Source organism: Halanaerobium sp. ST460_2HS_T2 (genome assembly GCF_003337665.1).
GTDB lineage: Bacteria > Bacillota > Halanaerobiia > Halanaerobiales > Halanaerobiaceae > Halanaerobium > Halanaerobium kushneri.
Window position 1 is genome coordinate 70,026 of record NZ_QPJF01000013.1, and the last position, 17,785, is coordinate 87,810.

19 protein-coding genes are annotated in these 17,785 nt (G+C 35.2%); 4 read left to right on the forward strand and 15 right to left on the reverse strand.

Translation table 11 applies throughout. The features are described 5' to 3' along the window. Positions 1-50: 50 nt before the first annotated feature. The 4 genes from DFR80_RS07760 to DFR80_RS07775 are packed head-to-tail and all read left to right on the forward strand — an operon-like array spanning position 51 to position 3,119. A complete protein-coding gene (locus DFR80_RS07760; protein ID WP_076544056.1) occupies positions 51-1,073 on the forward strand; it encodes an ATP-binding protein in 1,023 nt (340 codons plus the stop codon). A 2-nt stretch (positions 1,074-1,075) separates the two neighbouring features. Further along, a complete protein-coding gene (locus DFR80_RS07765; RefSeq protein WP_076544055.1) occupies positions 1,076-2,458 on the forward strand; it encodes a replicative DNA helicase in 1,383 nt (460 codons plus the stop codon). Continuing rightward, the gene (locus tag DFR80_RS07770; protein WP_076544054.1) at positions 2,451-2,645 is read left to right on the forward strand and encodes a hypothetical protein; all 195 of its coding nucleotides are present in this window, start codon (positions 2,451-2,453) and stop codon (positions 2,643-2,645) included. Before DFR80_RS07765 ends, DFR80_RS07770 begins: the two co-directional genes overlap by 8 nt. A gap of 60 nt (positions 2,646-2,705) precedes the next feature. Continuing rightward, entirely contained in the window at positions 2,706-3,119 is a 414-nt protein-coding gene (locus DFR80_RS07775; protein WP_114489658.1) for a HepT-like ribonuclease domain-containing protein, read from the forward strand. A 17-nt stretch (positions 3,120-3,136) separates the two neighbouring features. Here DFR80_RS07775 and DFR80_RS07780 read toward each other — a convergent pair whose 3' ends face one another. The 15 genes from DFR80_RS07780 to DFR80_RS07850 form a co-directional block, all read right to left on the reverse strand. Beyond that, positions 3,137-3,442, reverse strand: coding sequence for a PspC domain-containing protein (locus tag DFR80_RS07780; protein WP_076544052.1), 306 nt, complete (start codon positions 3,440-3,442; stop codon positions 3,137-3,139). A 47-nt stretch (positions 3,443-3,489) separates the two neighbouring features. Beyond that, the gene (locus DFR80_RS07785) at positions 3,490-3,906 is read right to left on the reverse strand and encodes a DUF86 domain-containing protein (RefSeq protein ID WP_076544051.1); all 417 of its coding nucleotides are present in this window, start codon (positions 3,904-3,906) and stop codon (positions 3,490-3,492) included. Beyond that, entirely contained in the window at positions 3,899-4,306 is a 408-nt protein-coding gene (locus DFR80_RS07790; protein ID WP_076544050.1) for a nucleotidyltransferase domain-containing protein, read from the reverse strand. Before DFR80_RS07790 ends, DFR80_RS07785 begins: the two co-directional genes overlap by 8 nt. A gap of 221 nt (positions 4,307-4,527) precedes the next feature. Beyond that, the gene (locus tag DFR80_RS07795; protein WP_076544049.1) at positions 4,528-5,619 is read right to left on the reverse strand and encodes a hypothetical protein; all 1,092 of its coding nucleotides are present in this window, start codon (positions 5,617-5,619) and stop codon (positions 4,528-4,530) included. Between the two features lie 72 nt (positions 5,620-5,691). Next, the gene (locus tag DFR80_RS07800) at positions 5,692-6,489 is read right to left on the reverse strand and encodes an outer membrane lipoprotein-sorting protein (protein ID WP_076544048.1); all 798 of its coding nucleotides are present in this window, start codon (positions 6,487-6,489) and stop codon (positions 5,692-5,694) included. An 86-nt stretch (positions 6,490-6,575) separates the two neighbouring features. Continuing rightward, entirely contained in the window at positions 6,576-7,826 is a 1,251-nt protein-coding gene (locus DFR80_RS07805) for an FtsX-like permease family protein (protein ID WP_114489659.1), read from the reverse strand. A gap of 12 nt (positions 7,827-7,838) precedes the next feature. Then, positions 7,839-9,074, reverse strand: a complete 1,236-nt coding sequence (locus DFR80_RS07810; protein WP_114489660.1) for an FtsX-like permease family protein — start codon at positions 9,072-9,074, stop codon at positions 7,839-7,841. A gap of 2 nt (positions 9,075-9,076) precedes the next feature. Continuing rightward, positions 9,077-9,766: an ABC transporter ATP-binding protein gene (locus tag DFR80_RS07815; protein WP_076544045.1), complete on the reverse strand. Its 690-nt coding sequence runs from the start codon at positions 9,764-9,766 to the stop codon at positions 9,077-9,079. Continuing rightward, positions 9,753-10,391 carry a TetR/AcrR family transcriptional regulator gene (locus DFR80_RS07820; protein ID WP_114489661.1) on the reverse strand — a complete coding sequence of 213 codons (639 nt, stop codon included), beginning with the start codon at positions 10,389-10,391 and terminating at the stop codon, positions 9,753-9,755. Before DFR80_RS07820 ends, DFR80_RS07815 begins: the two co-directional genes overlap by 14 nt. A 134-nt stretch (positions 10,392-10,525) precedes the next feature. Next, a complete protein-coding gene (locus tag DFR80_RS07825; RefSeq protein WP_114489662.1) occupies positions 10,526-11,728 on the reverse strand; it encodes a hypothetical protein in 1,203 nt (400 codons plus the stop codon). 30 nt (positions 11,729-11,758) lie between these two features. Beyond that, positions 11,759-12,532 (reverse strand): outer membrane lipoprotein-sorting protein, encoded by a 774-nt coding sequence (locus DFR80_RS07830; RefSeq protein ID WP_076544042.1) that lies wholly within the window; start codon positions 12,530-12,532, stop codon positions 11,759-11,761. Between the two features lies 1 nt (position 12,533). Continuing rightward, complete coding sequence (locus DFR80_RS07835; RefSeq protein ID WP_114489663.1) at positions 12,534-15,188, reverse strand: RND family transporter; 2,655 nt, start codon at positions 15,186-15,188, stop codon at positions 12,534-12,536. A gap of 26 nt (positions 15,189-15,214) precedes the next feature. Beyond that, a complete protein-coding gene (locus DFR80_RS07840) occupies positions 15,215-15,799 on the reverse strand; it encodes a TetR/AcrR family transcriptional regulator (protein ID WP_114489664.1) in 585 nt (194 codons plus the stop codon). A gap of 251 nt (positions 15,800-16,050) precedes the next feature. Next, positions 16,051-17,034: a Gfo/Idh/MocA family protein gene (locus tag DFR80_RS07845; RefSeq protein WP_076544203.1), complete on the reverse strand. Its 984-nt coding sequence runs from the start codon at positions 17,032-17,034 to the stop codon at positions 16,051-16,053. Positions 17,035-17,243: 209 nt separating this feature from the next. Further along, positions 17,244-17,705, reverse strand: a complete 462-nt coding sequence (locus DFR80_RS07850) for a universal stress protein (RefSeq protein ID WP_114489665.1) — start codon at positions 17,703-17,705, stop codon at positions 17,244-17,246. Positions 17,706-17,785: the final 80 nt, after the last annotated feature.

A 17,785-nucleotide genomic window follows, 5' to 3' on the forward strand; every position in this document is an offset into this window, starting at 1 on the left:
AGCTAAAGTAGCTAAATACACCTGAACAAAATTTGGAAAGGGGATCAATAATGCCACTACAGTTTAATTCAAATAAATATCAGGGTAAAGCCAGAGAAAAATATATGGAAGCAGAAAAAAGAATAGACCGTATTCACAGGGAGTATCCTGATGTTGAACAGGCATACAGTTATTTAAATTCCCTTAAACGCGAATATAAGATGTTAAAAGTTGGTCTTTTTAATAAGGAAGATCCTGAAGATAATTCAATTTCGGAATTAAAAAAGGAAATTGAAAGTCTGGAAGCTCATTACCACGCACTCTTAAAAAAACATGATATACCGCTTGATTATAAGGAACCGGACTGGGACTGTGAAAAGTGCCATGATACCGGACGTATCTATCGAAATAATCAGTATTTAATCTGCAGCTGTGCCAAAAATGATTTAAGGCAGCGCAAACAGCAGAATGGTAATTTGCCCCGTCATTTACAGAATGCAACTTTCGCTAATGCAAATCTTAACTATTATGAAACTGATCTGATGACAGACAGCGGAATGAATTACCGGGAAAATGCCCAGAAAATTTACAGTCTGGCCTCTTCTTTTGTTCAGAAATATAATGCTGATGGAATCAGTAGAGGCTTAATTATTGAAGGCCCTATTGGCAGTGGTAAGTCATATCTTCTCGGCTGTATTGCTAATGCTCTTATTGATCGTGGAATTCAGTTCCGTTATATTGTTTATTCTGATCTTTTACAGCAGATTAGAAGCACTTACAATCAGAATAATCCTGAAACTGATGAAAAGCAAATTTTAAGTACTGTCCAGCAGATACCGGTATTATTAATTGATGACCTGGGTACCGAAAAAGCAACTGAGTTTGCCTCTTCTACCCTTTATCAAATTATAGATCGCCGCTATAGAGAGGAAAAACCAATTATTTTATCAACAAATTATTCTATTAAAAATTTAAAAAATCGTTTTCCGGTTATGGGAGAGCGTATTTTTCAGAGACTTTTAGAAATGAACAAGTATTTAGAACTGGCAGGTAATGTTAGAGTTAAAAAAATTGAAGAACAACAGGAGGCCTGATTATGGCAGTTGAAGTACAGAACCAGCGCAAAGATGACCGATACAATAAAAATGAATATCAACTTTTAGGCATCCTGTTGCAGTACCCTGATAAAATTGATGAGGTTGCTGACCTGCTCGAGGTTAAGCATTTTCTGGATCCCCAGGCTCAAATCATTTTTGACCAGCTTTTAAAACAGTATCAGCAGGATAACCAGATTTCGAGAACAAAACTTTTAATAGATTTACAGAGCCAGAACGCAGTTGATGAAGCAGAAGAAATTATCGAACGCCTGACCTCAGGTTTCAATACAGTTGATGAGCTGAATCCAACTATTGATTTAATTAAAAAGGATTATCAGCGCTCACTCTTAAAAAGGGCTTCCAATAAGTTAAAGGAGCTGACTGAGGCTAACGATCTGACTATTGATGACTATCAAGCCCGGGCTCAGGAGATTATTTTTCAGGCAACAAATGAAAGTAACGACTTAGAAAAACACATCTATAATATGGAAGAGGTCCTGATGGAGTCATTTTCCAACTATATGGACCGCAAGCATAAAAAAGCTGATGTGGGGCTTAGAAGCGGTTTTATTTCTCTTGATAATTTAATAGGAGGGTTTAAACGGGGTCACCTGACAGTTATTGCTGCTTCCACTTCAATGGGTAAAACAGCCTTTGCAATCAATATTGCTAAAAATGTGCTTAAACGAAAGGCAAAAGTAGCAATTATGTCCCTGGAGATGGATGCAACTGAGGTTGTAGACAGAATGGTTGTTCAGGAATCACAGGTTAATGCCTGGAAGTATACCCAGGGGGAAACCAATGATGAAGAAGATCAGCGGGTTTCTAAAGCACTTGATAATCTACACGAACTTCCTTTAATGATTTCTGATGAGCGTGGTTTAAATACTGCACAAATTAGAGCTCGACTGCGTAAGTTTAAGGCTCAAATGGATGGGCTTGATCTGGCAGTAATTGATTACTTACAGATGATTCAGCTGCCGGAAGAGCATGCTCAGAACACTTCGCGAGCAGTCGGTCAGATTGTTCTGCAGCTGAGAAACCTGGCTTCGGAACTTGATATCCCGGTAATTTTAATTTCTCAGATTTCTCGTAGTTTTACCAGCCGCCAGGATAAAAGGCCTGTGCTTTCTGATTTAAGAGATTCCGGTAATATTGAGGAGGTTGCCGATGGAGTTATCTTCCTCTACCGTCATGCTCACACCTCTGCTAAGGCTCGCGAAGAGGCTGAAGCCGAAGGTACCGAAAGTGATACAGATATTATTATCGCCAAACAGCGTACCGGTCAAACAGGCTCAATCAAACTATTTTTTGAAGAAGAATTTATTCGTTTTGTTGATCCCGAAAATCTATCACTGGAAGGAACGATTCCTCATGGCTAATCTGGACAGTCTAGATCTAAAACTTGTACTTTCTTTTGCCAACGCCTACCGCCGGCTCAATGAAAAGGGAGAAATCAGTGATCAGCAGTTAGAAGAAGTGATGCAGCTTGTGGAAAATTACCAGAACTATGCTCCGGCTGACTTTAAAAATCGGCTGCACGAAATTTTTCCGGAAAGTGATTTTTAAAGTACAGGTGCCGTGTACCACCCGATTTATGTCGTTTTATGCGGAGGGGGAGATGTATTTATGGAAGAAGATAAAATTAATAAAATAAGGGAAATTCTTAAAAATTATGAGCTGCAACTGCTTGTCTTATTTGGCTCATATGGAGAAGAAAACTTTAATGAGAATAGTGATATTGATCTGGCAGTTAAAGTGAAAAAAGAGAGTTCTTTAAAGAAAAATCAGGATCATGTGCTTTATTCTATTTCTAAAATCTTTGACCTGCGACCTGTTGATCTGGTTTTATTAAATCACGCGGACCCCCTAATTAAATTTAAAGTAGCTTCTGCTGGATTGAGAAACAGACTTGTCCATGAATATGAAGAAATTGATGATAAAATAGTCTATAAAAATATTCAAAAGACTATAAATAGTTACCAAAAATACATTAGAAAAATTGAAAATCACCTCAAAAATATCGAAAACTCCAGCCGCTAAGCTGGAGTTTTTTGCTGCTAAATATCATAGTATTTTGGATCATCATCATGAGTGCCGTTATTCTGATCAGCCTCACTTTTATCCTGCTGCTGGTCTTTGTGTACTGGCTCTGAGCTGACATCATATTCAACATCGATGTGAGCTGGTCTTTCGGGAATGATGGCCCAGGCCACAATATAGGCTAAAAGCCCTGCTCCCCAGATAAAAATCAGAACAATTGCTCCCAAACGAACCAGAGTTGGATCAAAACCAAAGTATTCTGCTATTCCACCACAGACTCCTCCGACCTTTCTGTTTTCGCGAGAACGATAAAGTTTTTTCATTTTTTTCACCTCTTTTAATATAGAAATAAATTCTTTCCGAAGCTAAATCAAACTAAATTCAAATATGATTTCAAAAGTCCTCGAATATCATTTAAATTATTTTTTAATAAATTAAAAATTACATTTCTATCTAAATCCATATAGTCATGAACTAAGATATTTCTAAAAGCAATTATACGAATAAATAGCTCTTTTTCCTCTTCATTTAGATAATTATTTTCTGCCAAAATTACAGCAATATCTTTATAAACATTAACCCTACCCAGGTCATCATCTGAAACTATATGATTCCCAATATCAATTAATGCTTCAATTGATAGATGCAAAAATCTTTCGGCACTTCCATACAGAAGTGGATTATTATTAAATTCTTTAAATTCTATATCTTTTACTATTTTTCCCAGCTGTTTAAGATATTCATTACACTTTTGAGATCTTTCCAAAATTATCTCTTTTTTAACCATTTAAAATTCTCTCCTTAAACTTCTGCTGATTTTTTTTCAAATAATACTCAAAATCAAGGTACTTTCTAATTGCTAGAGATTGATAGGAAGCTGCATCAAAATCTTCTTTTTTATAGAGCAGATAATTTTCTTTTACAACTTCATATTTTAAAAGGGCTGATGCCTTGTTTAAAATAACTAAATCTATATTATCAAGTCCAGCTTTAATTAACTCTTCGTAAATCTCAACTTTAATTTCTCCACTTTTTTCAGTATAATTATCCTGTAGAAGTATCGCAATATCTATATCGCTATTTACACTGGCTTGATTCTTAGCCTGAGAGCCAAAAAGATAAACAGCTTTAATTTCATTATTTTCTCTGGCAATTTTGATTATCTTATCAATAACTTTCTTTTTCATAAATATCAGCCCCTAAACAGCTTGACTTCATTATCTGAGCAAAGAATTAGCCAAAAAGATTTAGCTGCTCGAATAAATCTCGATTTAATTATCCTCTTTATTTTATTATAAAACATAATTAGACCAATTGACAGAGGGAGGAAAAAATTTTGCCAAAAACAATTAAATTAATTTCTACTTTAACCGACATAAACTGACAGGTTCACGGTGCGTGTACGTTTTTAAAAAGTATAACTTAAATTAATTTCTAGACCTTTAGCATCTCCACCCAAAATCTCTCCTTCACTACCGGCGGCAAGACTGCCCCGCAGTTCAAGTAGTAGGTTGCTGCTAAAAAGGTAACTGTAATTAGGAATAAATAAAGTGCTGCCATCATCTAAATAACTCACAGTCATTATTCCAATCGAGGAGAATTCGTCAATCTCATAACTTAAATTAGTGTTAATAAAATCTAAACTGCTTTTGATATCTGAACTGTTCGCTGCAGCTGTTGATGATTCCAGGCTAAATAAGTCAAAAGCAGAAATATCTCCTTCCAAGCCTTCAAGTCTTAAATATTCTGCCTGCAGATAGAGCTGACTTCCGGCCAGATAATGATAACTATAATCTGTACCAAGCTGATAAATTTTATAATCAATCTCATCACTCTGCCAGAGACCATAAGCCCCATAAATACCAACTGGACCCAGATCACCTTTCGCAGTTAAACCATAACGCTCCAGATCCGCCGCAGCTTCTACAGGGGTGTTAACATAACTGAGACTTAAATCATAGCCTTTAAAAGTGGTTCTTCCTCTCAAAGCCCATTTATGGTCTTTTTGATTTTCAAGATTGGAAGCAACAAAAGTCAGACCACTTCCCCAATTAATAGGATAATATAACTCTATACCATCAACAAATTTGGCTCTGCTTTCTTCCTCTAAATTTTCGGCTCCCAGACTGTAATCAACGGGATTAATTAAAGCACCATAAGACCAGGAAATCGGCTGCCTACCAAGGCTGAGATCAAAAGGACCCAGCTTTTCTTTTAAATATAATTTTTTAAACCAGAGCTCAAAGTTATCTTCTCTCGCTTCTGCTAGAGAAATAACAGCTCTGTTCTGAATATTAAGAGGAAAATCATAGGGTAAAAACCATTCCAGCTCCAATTCTGCAGTCAGATTATTATCCAGTTCTGAATCAAGATAAGTAAAATTACTGATTAGACTGGCCTTTCCCCCAATATCTGCAGCTGTTACTGGAACCGAGAGTATAGCTATTATAATAACAAATATTATTAAAAATATACTATATCTACTATTTAAAAATTTCATCTTCTTCCATCACCATCCTTATAACGTTGTCTGGCAGATTAATTTTGATTTTTAAATCAGGCTGCTTCTTATTTAGCGTAATCTTTCGAGAGTAAAAATATTATCCGGCAAATCCGGGTTAAATTCAATTTCCCTGACAATAAATTCAGTACTTGTATTCTGGCGCAGTTTATTTTCCATTACCATATGCACCGGATACCAGCGTCCTTCTATTTCTTCCACCTCCAGAACTCTTGCCTCCTTGAGCAATCTACCACTTTCGGCATAAAGGTCTTCCTTTAAACCAACAAATCTTTCCTTATCAATCCAGACTACCCTTCTGTAATAGCTGACTTCTTTACCCGGTACTTTTACACCTTCAAGTTTATAAGCCGTCCTGCCTTCATATTCTTCTTCTCCAAGAAGCTTAAAATTATACAGGTCTGTTAATTTATCTGATTCCAGCATATCCTGATAGGAAAAGTCACTTCCCATCATTCCCTGTTCCAGCATATGACCTGAAATCTTAACCAGATCTTCTGCCTGAGGAAAGAACATCCAGAGATCGTCACCTCTTTTTAAAAATTTAGTGCCTCGATCACGCGGGTTTGTAAATTCTGCCAGAGCGTTTTCTTTATCCTGCCAGCTGCGCATAGTCTTGGTCTGAGATCTACCGCTATTTTTAATAATCATTTCTGCCTCCGAATAAGCAGTAATTACATATTCATTTTCATCTCGGCGATTGATTATCTCATCTGCAGACAGATTTTGAGCGGCAGTAGTTTGAGCGGCAGCAGACAGATTAATACTAACCAGGATAGCAGAAACCAGCGCAGCAATTAATATGGTTTTTAGATTAATATAATTACGTTTCTTTAAATAGGCAAACATTATTTTGACCCCTTTCTAAATCAATTAATATTTAGCTTTGTTCTAAGTTATAAAACGTTATAAAACAAAGAATAGATTTATACTTATTAAATTTCGCGCAGTGCCTCTGTTGGCTCCAATTTAGCAGCTCTTCTGGCCGGAATAATCGCAGTTAAAGTTGTCACAACTACTCCGATAACAAAGGCAAAAATCATGTGTTCAATTTTAAATGTTGGATAAATAATTGGATTCATTAAAACATCAATGTCTTCAAAAGCTGCACTGTAATCAAAACCAACTCCGGATAAATAATAATTTATTAAACCTCCGCCCAGTGCTCCCAAAAAACTTCCGATCACTGCCATGGCAGAACCTTCGAGAAGAAATAGCTCCAGGATTTCTCGGCTTTTTAATCCCAGGGCACTCATCATACCTATTTCCTGAGTTCTTTCTTTAACTATCATTACCAGTGTATTAATAACTACAATTGATGACAGCAGAACCAGGAATAAATAGATAAAATTATAAATTTTCTCACTCACTTCTAAAAGCTGAATAAATGTATTACCACTTCTCCAGCTTTGAGCAAGATAACGCTCTCCCCCATTCTGATCTAAATAATTTCTGACAGCAGGAAGGTAATTATTAACCTGATCTCTATCTGCAGTAACTAAAAGCAGTTCTGTACTTTCGTCATTTAAATAAAGCAGCTGTCTTGCTGTATCAATTGGCATAAACACAACCTGTTCATTTAATAAAGGAAGATTACTTTTTATCTCTCCGACAATCTCAAAGGTTGCTCCCTGAAAAGAACTAAAGGCTGTAGTATAAACCATTGTCACTTTTTCGCCAACAGTTTTATTTATTTTATCCAGTAAAGCTGTCCCCATCACAACCTCTCTTTTGCCAGACTCAACCATTCTACCTCGACTTAATTCTCTACCAATATTTGTAAATTTAAGTTCTTTTTTTCCGTCAACTCCCCAGGCCAGCAACTGTACCAGTTCTTCTTCAGTACTTACTGCTGCCCCGAATTTTAAGCGGGGAACTACCATTTCAATTCCATCAAGATCACTTAAGTCGGATTCCATTTCTGATAGTGATTTATTTTCCAATCCATTAACCGTATAATTTAAAGACAGCAATTTTTCTTTTTGTTCGTATTCTTGATCAATAATTTTTATATGGCCGGTGTCATAATGAATATAGAGTGAGTAAGTATCTTCGATCATCCCATCAATCAATCCCCTGGTAAAAACAATTACCATTACTGCAAAGGCAATAGCCAGGATAGAAACTACAGTTCTTAATTTATTTCTAAACATATTTTTGAAAGCAATACTTATTAAAAATTTCATTTCCTAACCTCCTTAGCGGTGATAAATTGCTTTTACAGGGTCTTTGCGCGCAGCCCATAGGGCAGGGAAAATACTTGCCAGAACTGAAACGATAATTCCATAAATAAAAACAAAGATAAATGAACTAATTTCCCAGCCAGCATAAATAGTTCCACTTAAAGGAAAACCGTAGGTCATATCTCCTCCTGCCGTAATTGTTGAAATATCAATTCCATTAATATTAAAAATACTGAGGCCGATGATCCCCATAATAATTCCCATTATTCCACCGATTACTCCTATACCAGCAGCTTCTCCCATAAAAGTATATACAATTTCTCTCTCGTGCATACCCAGAGCTTTCATCATTCCCAGTTCTTCCATTCGCTCCAGAGCAGATAGAATAACAGTATTAATTATTCCTACTGCAGCCAGGGTAAGAATTACTGCCAGAACAACCTGAGTTTCAATATCCTGCATTTCAATCATTGTTACCAGATTTTTAGCCGCATCCTTCCAGGAATATGCTTGCAAAGGAGCTTCCAATCTTGTACTTAACTCTTCTGCAGCAGTAAGAGCCTGATTTTGATCACTTAGTCTAACTGCATAATGACTTATTTTACCCTTTGTATTTAAACGATCCTGGGCCGTAGATAGAGGTAAAAAAACATTGCTTTCATTCAGACTTGGATGAGGTGTATTAAAAAGACCTACAATTTCTCCGTCAATTGTATTGAAGGTTTTCTCCTCGGTTCTAATCAGCATTACAGCATAATCTCCTGTTTTAAAATCCATTAATTCGGCCAGCTTTGCTCCCATGATAATCTCACTGCTGTCTGCTTCCGGCATCCTACCTTCGACCAGGTAGTTTTGTAATTCAAAAACTTTATCATCCTGGCCCAAATCAATCCCAACTCCAGTAACGGGTAACTCATCTATGCCATTATTTAAATTAACAGCAAACTTTAGCCTTTTTGTCATTGCGACATAGCCGGCTGTTTTTTTTATTTCAGCTTCCAGCTCTGCTGAGGGAGTGATTAAATTTTTTAAGGGCAGTTCTTTTCTATCTTCCCAGTAGTTCTGATCTACAACCTGCAGATGACCGCTTTCTAAATTAATAATGTTATCAAATGACATCTCAGTCATTCCTAACATTAAGCCATCTGTCATTACATAGATTAAAATTGCAAAGGCAATTATCAGAGCTGTGATGATAGTTCTTCTTTTATGACGTGTTAAATTTTTAAACGCCATCCTGAGAAAAAACATCACTAATCCCTCCTCTGATCTTTGCTGATTTTTCCATCCTTAATCTCAATTAAACGGCGAGCATAATCCATTACCTGAGGATCATGAGTTGAAAAAATAAAAGTTGTGTTAAGTTCTTCATTCATTTCTTTCATCAGTTCTAAAACTTCCTGACTGGTTTCCGAATCCAGATTGGCGGTTGGTTCATCTGCCAGAACAAGTTTAGGTTCCTTTATTAAAGCTCTGGCAATGGCTACTCTCTGTTTTTGTCCTCCAGAAAGTTCATTTGGCCGTCTGTGGGCCATATCTCCAAGTCCAACCTCTTCTAAAAGTGACATCACCTTATCTTTTCTTTCTTTTTTACTGTGCTTATCTATTAATCTAATTGCAAATTCTACATTTTCAAAAGCAGTTAAAACTGGAATTAAATTATAACTCTGAAATACAAAGCCTAAATTATAACGCCTAACTTCTGCCAATTCTTTATTATCTAAGTCATTAATTGAATGTCCATCAAAAATAATTTCGCCCGCTGTGGACTTATCAAGACAGCCAATCATATTTAGCAGAGTAGTTTTTCCAGAACCAGAGGGACCAAAAATAGTTGTAAACTCTCCTGACTCAATCTCCATATCTATTCCTCTTAAAGCAGGTACCTCAATTTTCCCCTGCTGATAAATTTTTTCCAGGCCTGTTAACTTAATTAGTGACATTTTTATCCCCCTTTGCTATACCATTTTTCATGATATAGAGCATTTTATCTACATAATTCATAATTTCGTCTACATTATCAGTGTCATGAGTCTCAAAAAAATAATTTACTATGCTGACCGAAAATTCAGTTAGCATAAATGCTGTGAATTTTATATCAATCTCTGGGTCAATTTTTCCTTCCTGAACAGCTTTTAGTAAGAGTTTTTCAAAGAAATCATTGCTTTTTGGTTTGCTCTCAGCATAAAGTTCATTTTTTAAATCTTTATTACTGCTGTTTAAAACCCGATCACCAATTTCCGAATAACGGGGAAAGTTTTTTCTAAATTGAATTCCGGCTATAAAAAGCTCTCTGAGCAGCTCAAAAAATTCTAACTGCTGATAATTTTGCAGTTTTTCTCCCAAAAACTTCATTTTAGCATCTGAAACCTGATCAATTACATACTTATAGAGGTCTTTTTTATTATTAAAGTACTGATAAAAACTACCTTTAGATATATCTGCTTTTTTTATTATTCTATTAATGCTCGTCTTTAAATAAGGGTGAGTCCCAAACTCTGCTATAGCTGCGTCAATAATTCTATTCTGTTTGGAGCTGTTCAAATTAAAAAAAGTTTGTTTAGGCATTTGTCCACCTTCTTTTTCCTAAATATTTGCCAGAGTTTAATAAAAATAAATTTTCAGATTTATTATGACTTTTAAGTCATATGACTTTGTAGTCACATTATATTCTTTTAATTTCACTTTGTCAAATATTTTTACTAAAAATAATAGGAAAGTTCTAAATAAAGATTATCTTCAGCCGGAAATAAGTCATTATTCTCAAAAATTGTTCCTTCCTCATTTATTGGTTGATTAAATCCTGCTTTTAACTTGACATTCTGGGCCATCGAATAATTTAACTCTCCATTTAAAAGATAAAAATCGGAATTAAACGGCGTCAATAAACTTCCTGTAATTTTCAGCAGATCAGTTAAATTATAATCACTTTCTAAGCCCAAAAAATCTTTAGTCTTTACCTCCTGACCGGGTATAAAATTACTTAAACTTTCATCTCTATAATACTCACCAAGCAGATGAAGACCATTTTGGTAGGTATAGTCCAGACCAATGATCGATTGTAAATAATTATGCCCAATATCTGGATTAGTATATGCTGCTTCAACCCAGACTCCTATTTCTCCCCCGGCAAGGGTGCCAGAAAGATCAAGTCCAAAAGTTTCTTTTTCCGGATAACTAAAAATGACCTCAGGAGGAGTATTGTTACTTTCAAAAGCAGATACAACTGGATAGTCCTCTCTTCCCTGATAATACATGAGAGAAAAATCGTAATAATTAATAACTGTTGTGTACCTCAATCCATATTCGAGCTCATCGCTAAAATCTTGTGGTAAAACTACACTCCCATCCAGAGCGGGATTAATTGACCGGGCCACCTCTACTGCTTGATCATTGTTGTCAGGTCCTAAAGGCTGAAAATCAGTTACTATAACTCCCTGCAGCGCCCCTTTGCCCAGATAATAGCTGCCAAAAATGCTGTCTGTACTCTGACGGGGATTTATTTCGCTTTTATTATCTTCCTTAAGCGGATTTATTATATCAGTTGGATTAAAAAAATAACCAGAACCCCAGGCAATCCTCTGTTTTCCAAGCTTAAGTTCACCAGAAGCAAACCAGAAATCAAGATAGGCTTTATCTAATTTAACTTCATTATCGGGAGAAAACTGGCTCAGATTGGAAAATTTACTATCTTGATTAATCAAAGCTCCTTCCAGATGTCCATTATAATTAAAGCTGCCTAAATCAAATTTTAACTTAAGCTCATTAGCAAAATTATAATTATTATTCTTCCTTTCCAGATAACTATCTAACTGCCCTCCATAAGAAAAATCTACCGCCAGAACTGGATAAGAAACCACCGATATTAATATTAATATAAATAGAATAGATATTATTTTTTTCATTGAAAATCAGGCCTCCTCCTTATATAAATTTTAAAGTTGGCTTTTAGAAATTCTCTCTAAATTTCTCTTATTAAAATAATTAGGTCTAAAGTTAACTCCAGTTTCAATTTCTATATACTCAAAAACAGTCTGATTATCTTCATTTAAATCTTTCATTGTAATTTTTTTTGGCCTTAATTTCCCGTTTACCTTCATAAAAGTTTCGATGGTCATCACCTTTATCTTTTCTCCAGCTTTAAAATAATTAACTTTAAGCAGTCGAAAATCTCCTTCTGTAACCCAGGCTGTAAAGCCATCATATGCTGCCTCATCACTTTTAGCCTGACCTTCAACTTTATAACACTCTTCTCCCAGCATTTTTTCGTTTCCAATTAATTTCACGCTGTAATCTTCAAAAGCTTCACTGCTAAAATCATCATAACTAAAAGAACTTCCCATCATTTTTTGATTTTTGGTAGATGCAGCTAAATGTCTAACTCTTCCTGTTCTCGGAAAGAAAGACCAGATATCATCTTTGATAAAAAGAAAAGTTACTCCTTCTATCCGGGCAGGCTCATAATATTTCATAATTGATTTTTCAGTTCCTTCACCCCGGATCTCCATTTTAAGTTCTCTTTTATCTCCACCGGTTGTGTGGATTGTCATCTGAGCCTGGCTCTGATAATTACCATAATCCATATTATCTTCTGCCTTATCTATAATCTCCTGACCTGTTATATTTGCTGCATTAACAATACTGACAGCAATTATAATCATTAAAGCTGCTAGAATACTTAAATTAATAATTTTTTTTGCTATTTTCATCTTAATTCTCCTCACTTTCATTAATTTTATTTTTATTAGTTAATAAAGCCGGAATAATAATTAAAGTCATAATAAAACAGAAGGCAACTCCAATAAACAGGGTCACTCCCAGACGATATATAGCCTGATATTGAGCAATCATCAAAGAACCAAATGATGCCATCGTTGTCAGAGTGGTAAGTAAAATAGCTCGTCCAACACTGCTAAATACTGTCTGCATATCCTGATCACTAATATTTAAACGGTGAATCACATGAACACCATCATCAATCCCAATTCCAATAATTAAGGGAAAAGCAAGCACACTAAAAATATCCAGGTTAACATTTAGAATTTTTATGAGTCCCATTGTTACTGTAAGAGCTGAAATGAGAGGTAAAAAGGCAATAAAAGCTTCTTTGAATGACCGGAAATGGAAAAATAACAGTAACAACAGTGTAACAGCAATTAAGAAAACTGCTTCAGTTACCTCCTTACTAACCTGATCATATAAGACCCGCATAAAAATTGGGGTACCTGTAACCCGGGGCACTTTTTCTCTCAGCATGTGAATAAACCTGCTGCCAAAAGGTTCTTTTATTCTGTCCCACAGGTTTCCTTTAGCATAGACTGAATTAAGATATGAACTGCCATCTGCACTTATAAATTGTGATTTTATATCTGCCGGTAAATCATTTACTGTAAGCTCACTCTTGATTTCCATTTTTCCACTATTCTCACTGAAACTATCATAAAAACTGCTGACAAAATCATTTAATTTTTGCTGTTGATATTTTTCAGCTTCCAGTTTACTTATAAAATTTGATAATATTCCTGGATTCCCGGGCAAACCTGTGATTTTATCTGTAACATTTACTACCTCATCTATCCCGGACATATAAGAAAGCTGACCAATTTCAATCAAATTATTTTCTAACCTTTTTAACTGAGTAATTAAATTGTTTATATCCGGTTTCTGATAGCCCGGTCTCCTTTTTAGCATTTGATTAACAGCAGTTAAATTTTTTAATCTCTGCTGCTGTATATCTGATGGAGGCAGGTATTCGGTAATTGCACTTACTCTTTCAACCTGGGGCTGGTCTTTTATTTCTTCTGCCAGCTGATAAGTTTTCTTTAAATTATCAGTGGTATACAGAACTGCATCATTGCTCATATTGAATTTATCAGCAATATCATCCATTACTTTTATCGATTCCAGTCCTTCTGGTTCAATTTTTTTGATACTCAAATAAAAGTCAACCATAGTTCCCTGCCAGGCTGAAAAAATAAGGATTAGTAATACTATAGCTAAAACAGGATATCTCCATTTTCTGGACCAGGCAGCCATTTTACCAATTACAGGATAATTACCCTTTTTGACCGTAGAAGATTTGCTTCCATCTCTTAGAAATAATAATGCAGGTAAGATTAGGAAAACTGCTAGCATAATGCTCAAAATTCCCATTCCCATAATCAAGCCCAGCTCAACTAAAAAACCAAGTGAGCTAATTGTCAGAGTAAAGAAAGCTGCAGCAGTAGTTAAAGCACCAGTAAGTATACCAGGACCTACCTTCTCTAAAGTAAAATGCACAGAATCTTCTAAAGAATAATCTTTACTGCGAGCTTCTGTAAATCCACTCAGAATATGAACAGAAAAATCAATCCCCAGTCCAATCAACATGGCAGCTGTAAAAACAGTAAAAATATTTAATCTACCAATAAATATAGAAGTCAATCCCATATCCCAGATTATACCAACAATTAAAGGAACTGCTGCCAAAAGGGGTGATAACCACATTTTAAAAGCCGCTATTAAAATTATTAGGACCAGAATCAGACCTATTATCATGGCCAGAGTTGAATCTCTGGTTGTGCTTTCCATTTCATCTCTGGCAATTACATGCATTCCAGTTAATCCATATTTAAATCCTGGATGCTCTTTTTCTATCTTTTTCAGCTCCTCTGCAATGGCACCTACACCTGGCTTCAGTTTATTATAATCCAGAGCTCCAAAAGTAGGCTGTACAGTCATTAATAAAGTTTCTCCTTTGATGGAACTCAGATAGGGATCTCCAACAAGCAATCTTTTAACCCCTTTATCCATCTCTTCAAATTTAATATTCTGAGTCAATGATCGATCCGCTAACTGAAGAAAATAATCTAAACCTCTTAAGGTTCTGACCATCTCCTGCTTATCATCTTCAATACCACTACTATTACCCTTATATTCTTTTTCATAAAGGTCATTCAAGTTTGTTATAAAGCCGGTTAGATTCGGATTTTTTAAAATATCAGTTATGTTATTTAAATTATCAGACTCATAGAGCAGAAGGCCATTATCAAGCAAATAATCCATATTTACTCGATAATCTACTCGTTTTACATACTGCAGTTTTTCCAGATTTTCAGCTGCAATTTTTGCTGCTGATTCTAAATCTCCACCTTTATCTTCTACAGTTACATACATTTTACTGGCCGAAGGATAATTATCTACAATTTTCCGGAATTCAGTTTGAGAAGGATCACCTTTAGGGGCCAAACCAACCCAGCTTAACTCCAGGTTAAGGTTAAATGAAAATAATAATAATACTATTGTAACAAGTGCGGTAATGATTAAAATAGTCTTAGGTTTTTTGATAATTGTATTGGCCAGATAATTAAATAGTTTATCTCTCATATTTTACACCTCTAATTAAAACTAAATTATTTATTTTTTAAATAAACCTCAACTGCTTCTAAAAAAGAAGAGAAAATTTCCTCACCATTAAATTCGTCTCTCATAATCAGCTGAATTCCCAGACCATCAAGAGTGGCACCAATCCAGGAAACTGCTGCCTGGGGATTAACTTCTTTCCTGATCAGGCCTGCTTGCTGATCTTTTTTAATTTTTTCAACCATATAGTTAATATAATCATTAAACACAAAATCAAATTCTTTAAAATCACCTTTAATACTGGCAAAAAATATATCTATAATCACATTAAATTGTTTTAACTCTTGATCTGTATGCTTTAAATATCTGTCAAGTATATAGTTTAACTCCTCCAAAAACGAATATTTTTCATTTGCTTCTGGTATATAAAGCTCCTGCAGAAAAAATTCGAAAGATTGTTTTAATAAATCATCCTTGTTTTTAAAATACTCATAAATTGTGCTCTTACCCAGATCTAACTTTTTTGCGATATCAGTTATTCTGATATCTTTGATTCCTTTTTCTGATAATACAAAAATAGTTGCTTCTATTATTTCTCTTTTTCTCTGATCAGTGTCCACCAGTTTAGGTGTCATAAATTTTCCTCCTTTTTTGACCGACCCGTCGTTCGATAAAATTATTATACTGCTAATAGTTTATAAAGTCAAGCTGAAAGCTCAGATTATATCCAGTCTTTTATCCAAAATTTTTTACCCAAAATTCCAACCATAAGACTTTTTTTCTTAACCAGCTATAAGTTTTAAAAAAAACAGCCTCCCAGAGGGAAGCTGTTAAAAAATTTATTTGAATATATTATTTTCTATATTTTATTATTCTCTCCACTTTTTTAATCTCTATAATAATCTGCTATAATTTGATCCATAATCTCGGTAGTTCTGGCAGCACTTTCTCCTGTAGAAGGTGACTCTCCTTTTCCTAAAAGACTGGCAACTACTTTTGTTAAAAGTGGCTGCTGAACATGTTCGGGGTAGGAAAACTCTATTTCCTGATGGCCTTTTTCATTTTCTAAAATAATTGGCTCTTCACTAAAAGAGGAAAAGATTAGGCGTCCTTTGTTTCCTATAATTTCATTCTGGTCCAGATCATGATAGCCATTAAATGTCCAGCTGCCAATTCCCTGTATTCCATTTTCAAATTTAAAGCTCATTACCACACTATCTTCAGCCGGATAGTAGCCAGCCTGATTAGCAGCGAAACCGGAAGCCTGCTCTATTGGACCAAAATAATAATCAAATAAATCTAAAGTATGTGCGGCCAGGTCTAAGAATTTTCCTCCCCCTGCAATTTCAGGTAGAACTCTCCAGGGTAAATTTGCCTCATCTTTTTCTGCTTCTTCGACTGGTTGAGCCAGTCTGATATTTACTGTTCTAACATCTCCAATTTTACCCTGCTCTATAATTTCTTTGATTTTTAAGAATCTGGGCATTGCTCTTCTGTAATAAGCTACATGGAGCTGCACATTATTTTCTTTACAGACTTTAATCATTTCCTGAGCTTCTGTATAATTTCTGGCCATTGGTTTTTCTACATAAACGGGTAATCCTGCTTTAGCTGCCATAATAGTATATTTTCTGTGAGTAGAGGGTGGTGTAGCAACATAAACAGCATTAACTTCTGGATCATTAATTAAATCTTCTGCTCTATCATACCAGCGCGGAACCTGATGCCGACGCGCATAATCTCTGGCAAGCTCCCCTGTTCTTCTCATAACCGCCACCAGGGACGAATCTTCTATTTTTTGTAGTGCTGGGCCACTTTTTCTCTCGGTAACATCTCCACAACCTATAATTCCCCATTTAACTTTTTTCATTTTAATTTGTTTTTCAGATTCTTTCATAATTTTTTCTCCTTATAAGATAATATTTCAACTCATTTTGATCTTATTAATCCTAATTAGAAAAACCTCCTTTTAAAGAGGTTTAGCATCAAATATTTAATTTTTGAGGTTGTAATTAGACTTGATGCCAGGTATTTGATATCAAAACTAAATTACCTGACATCAAGTTTTTCGTTTACAGTTTACTTAACAACCATTACTGAAGTTCTGGCATGCCTTACAATTTTATCACTAATACTGCCCAGCAAAAACCTCTCTACTTTACCATGACCCTTGTCAGCAACAACAATCAGGTCAAATTTATTTTTCTCCGCATAATCACAGACTTCATCTGCTGGATCACCGTGTAGAAGTACTTTATCTGATTTGATTCCCTTATCCTGAAAAAACTCAGCATCCTCATCCAGAATTTTTTGCCTCTTTTCCTTAATTGTATCTTCCTGCTGAGACATAATCTCCTCCATTGTTTCTGCAGATAGATAAGAGGCCACTTCGTTGAACTGGTTAACTGGAATCTGAGCGGACTCGGTATAAACATGAATCAAAGTTACTTCAGCCCCTACATCCTGAGCAAGATCGGCAGCCCTTTTTGCAGCTTTCTGTGCACTTTTAGAACCATCAACAGCTACCAGAATTTTTCTCATAATATCGACCTCCTGTAATTATATAATTCTCTATTTGCTAAAAAAATCCTTGTTTGATAAATAAATAATTCTAAATAAAA

Bases quoted from the DNA above. Each gene is read 5' to 3' on its own strand.
- DFR80_RS07815 (WP_076544045.1), bottom strand. From the start codon at position 9,766: ATGTCACTAATTAAGTTAACAGGCCTGGAAAAAATTTATCAGCAGGGG.
- DFR80_RS07845 (WP_076544203.1), bottom strand. From the start codon at position 17,034: ATGAAAAAAGTTAAATGGGGAATTATAGGTTGTGGAGATGTTACCGAG.
- DFR80_RS07800 (WP_076544048.1), bottom strand. From the start codon at position 6,489: ATGTTTGCCTATTTAAAGAAACGTAATTATATTAATCTAAAAACCATA.
- DFR80_RS07850 (WP_114489665.1), bottom strand. From the start codon at position 17,705: ATGAGAAAAATTCTGGTAGCTGTTGATGGTTCTAAAAGTGCACAGAAA.
- DFR80_RS07835 (WP_114489663.1), bottom strand. From the start codon at position 15,188: ATGAGAGATAAACTATTTAATTATCTGGCCAATACAATTATCAAAAAA.
- DFR80_RS07825 (WP_114489662.1), bottom strand. From the start codon at position 11,728: ATGAAAAAAATAATATCTATTCTATTTATATTAATATTAATATCGGTG.
- DFR80_RS07770 (WP_076544054.1), top strand. From the start codon at position 2,451: ATGGCTAATCTGGACAGTCTAGATCTAAAACTTGTACTTTCTTTTGCC.
- DFR80_RS07780 (WP_076544052.1), bottom strand. From the start codon at position 3,442: ATGAAAAAACTTTATCGTTCTCGCGAAAACAGAAAGGTCGGAGGAGTC.
- DFR80_RS07790 (WP_076544050.1), bottom strand. From the start codon at position 4,306: ATGAAAAAGAAAGTTATTGATAAGATAATCAAAATTGCCAGAGAAAAT.
- DFR80_RS07775 (WP_114489658.1), top strand. From the start codon at position 2,706: ATGGAAGAAGATAAAATTAATAAAATAAGGGAAATTCTTAAAAATTAT.
- DFR80_RS07840 (WP_114489664.1), bottom strand. From the start codon at position 15,799: ATGACACCTAAACTGGTGGACACTGATCAGAGAAAAAGAGAAATAATA.
- DFR80_RS07785 (WP_076544051.1), bottom strand. From the start codon at position 3,906: ATGGTTAAAAAAGAGATAATTTTGGAAAGATCTCAAAAGTGTAATGAA.
- DFR80_RS07765 (WP_076544055.1), top strand. From the start codon at position 1,076: ATGGCAGTTGAAGTACAGAACCAGCGCAAAGATGACCGATACAATAAA.
- DFR80_RS07810 (WP_114489660.1), bottom strand. From the start codon at position 9,074: ATGTTTTTTCTCAGGATGGCGTTTAAAAATTTAACACGTCATAAAAGA.
- DFR80_RS07820 (WP_114489661.1), bottom strand. From the start codon at position 10,391: ATGCCTAAACAAACTTTTTTTAATTTGAACAGCTCCAAACAGAATAGA.
- DFR80_RS07795 (WP_076544049.1), bottom strand. From the start codon at position 5,619: ATGAAATTTTTAAATAGTAGATATAGTATATTTTTAATAATATTTGTT.
- DFR80_RS07830 (WP_076544042.1), bottom strand. From the start codon at position 12,532: ATGAAAATAGCAAAAAAAATTATTAATTTAAGTATTCTAGCAGCTTTA.
- DFR80_RS07760 (WP_076544056.1), top strand. From the start codon at position 51: ATGCCACTACAGTTTAATTCAAATAAATATCAGGGTAAAGCCAGAGAA.
- DFR80_RS07805 (WP_114489659.1), bottom strand. From the start codon at position 7,826: ATGAAATTTTTAATAAGTATTGCTTTCAAAAATATGTTTAGAAATAAA.